General features: G+C 53.4%; 3 protein-coding genes. 2 read left to right on the forward strand and 1 reads right to left on the reverse strand.

Annotated features, from left to right (window positions below; all coding sequences use genetic code 11):
- Nucleotides 1–1,318, forward strand: a 1,318-nt coding sequence (locus RTW80_RS23705) for an FAD-dependent oxidoreductase (RefSeq protein ID WP_312720488.1), incomplete at its 5' end; no start/stop codon positions are given.
- Entirely contained in the window at nt 1,318–1,806 is a 489-nt protein-coding gene (locus tag RTW80_RS23710) for a 4Fe-4S dicluster domain-containing protein (RefSeq protein ID WP_000838428.1), read from the forward strand. The genes RTW80_RS23705 and RTW80_RS23710, both read left to right, overlap by 1 nt.
- Nucleotides 1,807–1,841: 35 nt before the next feature.
- On the opposite strand, the gene ghxQ is transcribed toward RTW80_RS23710, so the two are convergent.
- A partial coding sequence (ghxQ, locus tag RTW80_RS23715) for a guanine/hypoxanthine transporter GhxQ (protein ID WP_312720491.1) occupies nt 1,842–2,763 on the reverse strand: 922 nt, incomplete at its 5' end.

Here is a 2,763-nt window from a genome sequence, read left to right on the forward strand (position 1 = left end):
ACAAGCGACTTATGAGAGTGACCGCTGTGTTTATTGTGCCGAAAAAGCTAACTGCAACTGGCATTGCCCGCTGCATAACGCTATTCCGGATTACATCCGTCTGGTACAGGAAGGAAAGATTATTGAAGCGGCAGAACTTTGCCACCAGACCAGTTCCTTACCAGAAATTTGCGGCAGGGTATGTCCACAGGACCGTCTTTGTGAAGGCGCATGTACTTTGAAAGATCACTCGGGCGCAGTCTCTATCGGTAATCTGGAACGCTACATCACCGATACCGCGCTGGCGATGGGCTGGCGTCCCGATGTCAGCAAAGTTGTTCCCCGTAGCGAAAAAGTGGCGGTGATTGGCGCTGGGCCTACCGGGGGAGGGTGTGCTGATATTCTGGCGCGCGCAGGAGTTCAGGTCGATGTCTTTGATCGCCATCCAGAAATTGGCGGTATGCTGACTTTTGGCATTCCTCCTTTCAAACTCGATAAAACGGTATTAAGCCAGCGGCGAGAGATATTCACCGCAATGGGAATCGACTTTCATCTTAACTGTGAAATTGGCCGCGATATTACCTTTAGCGATTTAACTTCTGAATATGATGCAGTTTTCATCGGCGTGGGGACTTACGGGATGATGCGAGCAGATCTGCCGCATGAAGATGCGCCCGGTGTCATTCAGGCTCTACCGTTCCTGACTGCCCATACCCGCCAGCTCATGGGATTGCCGGAGTCTGAAGAGTATCCGCTGACGGACGTGGAAGGTAAGCGAGTCGTGGTATTGGGCGGTGGCGATACGACAATGGATTGTTTGCGGACTTCCATCCGCCTCAATGCCGCCAGCGTGACCTGCGCGTATCGTCGTGATGAAGTCAGTATGCCGGGCTCGCGCAAAGAGGTGGTTAATGCGCGCGAGGAAGGTGTCGAGTTTCAGTTCAATGTTCAACCGCAATATATCGCTTGTGACGAAGATGGGCGTTTAACTGCGGTGGGCCTGATTCGTACCGCCATGGGTGAGCCGGGGCCGGATGGTCGCCGTCGTCCTCGTCCGGTAGCGGGTTCAGAGTTTGAATTGCCCGCCGATGTTCTGATTATGGCCTTTGGTTTCCAGGCGCATGCCATGCCGTGGTTGCAGGGCAGCGGAATTAAACTCGATAAATGGGGCCTGATTCAAACCGGTGACGTCGGGTATTTACCTACCCAGACGCATCTGAAAAAAGTCTTTGCTGGTGGTGATGCAGTTCATGGCGCGGATCTGGTTGTCACTGCAATGGCCGCAGGAAGGCAGGCGGCGCGCGATATGTTAACTCTGTTTGATACGAAGGCATCGTGATGAAATCGTTAATTATCGTTAATCCGGCTGACTGTATTGGCTGCCGTACTTGTGAAGTAGCCTGTGTGGTCGCTCACCCTTCAGAACAGGAGTTGAATGCCGATGTCTTTTTACCCCGGCTGAAGGTACAGCGACTGGACAGCATCAGTGCGCCGGTGATGTGCCATCAGTGTGAAAACGCCCCTTGTGTTGGCGCTTGCCCCGTGGGGGCGCTGACGATGGGCGAGCAGGTGGTGCAGACCAATTCTGCCCGTTGTATTGGCTGTCAGAGTTGCGTCAGTGCGTGCCCGTTTGGAATGATCACCATTCAGTCGTTGCCGGGGGATACCCGACAACAAATTGTGAAATGCGATCTCTGTGAACAGCGGGAAGAGGGGCCAGCCTGCGTTGAATCTTGCCCAACACAGGCGCTGCAGTTGCTTACTGAAAGAGAACTCAGGCGAGTCCGCCAGCAGCGTATTGTTGCCAGCGGTGAGAATCCTCTCTGAAAGAAATCTCCGCGCTGAAAGGCGCGGAGAATCTATTAGATTGCCCAACCACCCGCGTAAAATGCGACCAGTGCGGCAGTAATGATCACCGTACCAATATTCAGCTTTTGCCATTCGCGTGCAAAGACGCGGCCTACGACCAGTGTCACAAAGCCCAGCATAATACCGGTAACGATATTACAAGTCAGAACGATGAACACGGCACACACCAGGCCAGCCATAGCGTCAATAAAATCATTGAAATCCAGCTTCGAGACGTTACTTAACATCAGCAAACCTACGTACATCAGAGCGGGTGCAGTGGCGTAACCAGGGATCAAAAATGACAGCGGTGATAAAAACAGAATTAACAGGAATAACGCCCCCACTACGGTTGCGGTTAAACCTGTTTTACCCCCGGCGGCGGTTCCTGCCGCTGATTCGATATAAACCGCTGCGGGCGCTGCGCCCACCAGGCCGGAGAATATTGAACTTACTGAGTCACTGGTCAGGGCTTTGCCGCCGTTGATGATCTGGTTGTCTTTATCCAACAAATTCGCCTGACCGGCGACGGCACGGATGGTGCCAGTAGCGTCGAACACTGCGGTCATCACCCATGCCAGTACACTCGGAAGTACAGTTGGCTGGAGTGCACCCATAATATCGAGGCTGAAAATCAGAGACTTACCATCTTCGCCAGTCAGGCTTGGCATCGCCACCAGACCGTGGTATTTCACCGCTGGGTCAAAGATTAAGCCGATGATCGAAATTGCAATAATCACCAACAAGATCCCGCCGGGTACGCGACACTTCTCCAGGCCGAAGATGACCGCCAGCCCCAGCAAGCTCATCATCACCGGGAAGGAGGTAAACGCACCGAGCGCCACTGGCAAGCCTTCAATCGGGTTTTTGATAACCATACCCACACCGTTAGCAGCAATCAGCAGCAGAAACAGCCCGATACCGATACCTGTACCG

Origin of the sequence: Escherichia sp. AM3, from assembly GCF_032029835.1 — a bacterium.
Taxonomy (GTDB): domain Bacteria; phylum Pseudomonadota; class Gammaproteobacteria; order Enterobacterales; family Enterobacteriaceae; genus Escherichia; species Escherichia coli.

Excerpts from the sequence above, each read along its gene's own strand:
- RTW80_RS23710 (WP_000838428.1), top strand. The coding sequence starts at position 1,318 with ATGAAATCGTTAATTATCGTTAATCCGGCTGACTGTATTGGCTGCCGT.